This is a genomic window from Streptomyces sp. NPDC056948 (assembly GCF_042674225.1).
Classification (GTDB): Bacteria; Actinomycetota; Actinomycetes; order Streptomycetales; family Streptomycetaceae; genus Streptomyces; species Streptomyces purpurascens.
Genome location: NZ_JBHUQX010000774.1, coordinates 1 through 1,771, shown reverse-complemented (window position 1 = coordinate 1,771; position 1,771 = coordinate 1). Strand labels below are relative to the sequence as shown.

Genomic DNA, 1,771 nt, shown 5'->3' with positions numbered 1-1,771 from the left:
CTGTCCCTGGACATCGACGGCAAGAACGAGCTGGCGATCCCGAAGGCCGTCCAGCGTGACGCCATCAAGGGTTACCTGGTCCACGTCGACCCGACGGTGTCTCGGGTCGGGCGCTTCGCTGTGTACGGGGTCAGGCCCGTGACCGGTGTGCCACATACGCCAGCGTGCCCAGCACCAGGCGGGCCTCCGGCGCCCCGGACGCCGAGTCCAGGGCGGGGGAGCGCAGCCAGCGCACCGGGCCGAGACCGCCACGGTCGGAGGGCGGCGCCGTGATGTGCGTACCGGGACCGAGGCCGCGCAGGTCGAGGGAGGCGGCGTCGTCCCAGCCCATGCGGTAGAGCAGGCCGGGCAGATCGGCGGCGGCGCCGGGGGCGACGAAGAAGTGGGCGCGGCCGTCCGGGGTCGCCGCGACCGGGCCGACGGGCAGGCCCATGCGCTCCAGCCGGGCCAGCGCACGGCAGCCGGCGGGTTCGGCCACCTCGATGACGTCGAACGCCCGCCCGACCGGCAGCATCACCGAGGCGCCGGGGAACTCGCCCCAGGACTCGGTCACGTCGCCCAGCGTCGCCCCGGCGGGGATCACGGGCGCGAAGTCCAGCGGATGCGCACCCGGCGCCGGGCAGTCGCGGCGGCCGCAGGAGCAGGCGCCCGCCGAGGCCCGGGCGCCCGGCACCACGTCCCAGCCCCACAGCCCGGTGTACTCGGCCACGGCGGTGCCGTCCGACGTGCGGCCGCGGCGGCGCGAGCCGGACCGGATGTCGCGCATGCCCCGGCTGATGCCGATCGTGAAGCCCATGCCCCCTCCAACGGGTCCGACGCACCGGTGGTTACGCAGCGGTCGCTCTGCGTGACTCTCTGTTTCCGCCTTCCCGAGCGGCGTTCCGTTCACTCAGCGCCCGGAAGTGCCCAGGGTGGTGCGCTAGACGACACGCGCCCCTCGGTGCATCGCTGCACCCGCTCCTGGTTGTGCTGTGTCAAGTGAATCGCGAGGAGGCGTACGTGAGTTCATTCGAAGGGGTGGCGAATGGTGGCGTTTCCGTGTGAGCCGTGGCTGGACGGGTGATCGTAGGATTACTTTGTGTGCACGAGTCCTGGGGGCACATGCACTCGTGGGTATGCCGGAGGCAAGTCGATATTCAGTTCGACGGGTGACAAGGGCCGGACGGACGGCCGTACGAACCGGCATGCTGATAGGGCTTGGCGCACTCGGCGACAAGTGGTCTCAGGGATGGGGGCGTTCCAGTGAGCGGCAACGGCGGAAGCGGAACGAACGCGACGCACGCTGACAAGCGCCCGAACGAGCTGCTCACTTCCTGGTTCGTGCGCAGCGGCTGGTCCAAGGGCGAGCTCGCCCGCCAGGTCAACCGCCGGGCACGCCAGCTCGGCGCCAACCACATCTCCACGGACACCTCGCGCGTCCGCCGCTGGCTCGACGGCGAGAACCCCCGCGAGCCGATCCCCAGGATCCTGTCCGAGCTGTTCTCGGAACGTTTCGGTGTCGTCGTCTCCGTCGAGGACCTGGGGCTGCGCACCGCGCGCCAGTCACCCTCCGCGACCGGCGTCGACCTGCCCTGGACGGGCCCGCAGACCGTGGCCCTGCTCAGCGAGTTCTCGCGCAGCGACCTGATGCTGGCGCGGCGCGGCTTCCTCGGGAGCTCGCTGGTCCTGTCTGCGGGCCCGGCCCTCATCGAGCCCATGCAGCGCTGGCTCGTCCCCTCGCCCCCGGCCCAGCGGTCGGAGCCCGAGCCCGGCCCCGGGCGCGCCCGGGGCC

1 protein-coding gene and 2 pseudogenes are annotated in these 1,771 nt (G+C 72.3%); 2 read left to right on the top strand and 1 reads right to left on the bottom strand.

What is annotated here, in order from left to right:
* Positions 1–90 (top strand): annotated as a pseudogene (locus tag ACFTZL_RS44595) (50S ribosomal protein L25); the annotation flags it as partial.
* A gap of 40 nt (positions 91–130) precedes the next feature.
* On the opposite strand, the gene ACFTZL_RS44590 reads toward ACFTZL_RS44595, so the two are convergent.
* On the bottom strand, positions 131–796 hold the full coding sequence (locus ACFTZL_RS44590; RefSeq protein ID WP_382596276.1) for a bifunctional DNA primase/polymerase: 666 nt from the start codon (positions 794–796) through the stop codon (positions 131–133).
* Between the two features lie 446 nt (positions 797–1,242).
* On the opposite strand from ACFTZL_RS44590, the pseudogene ACFTZL_RS44585 reads away from it, so the two are divergent.
* Positions 1,243–1,771, top strand: a pseudogene (locus tag ACFTZL_RS44585) (hypothetical protein); the annotation flags it as partial.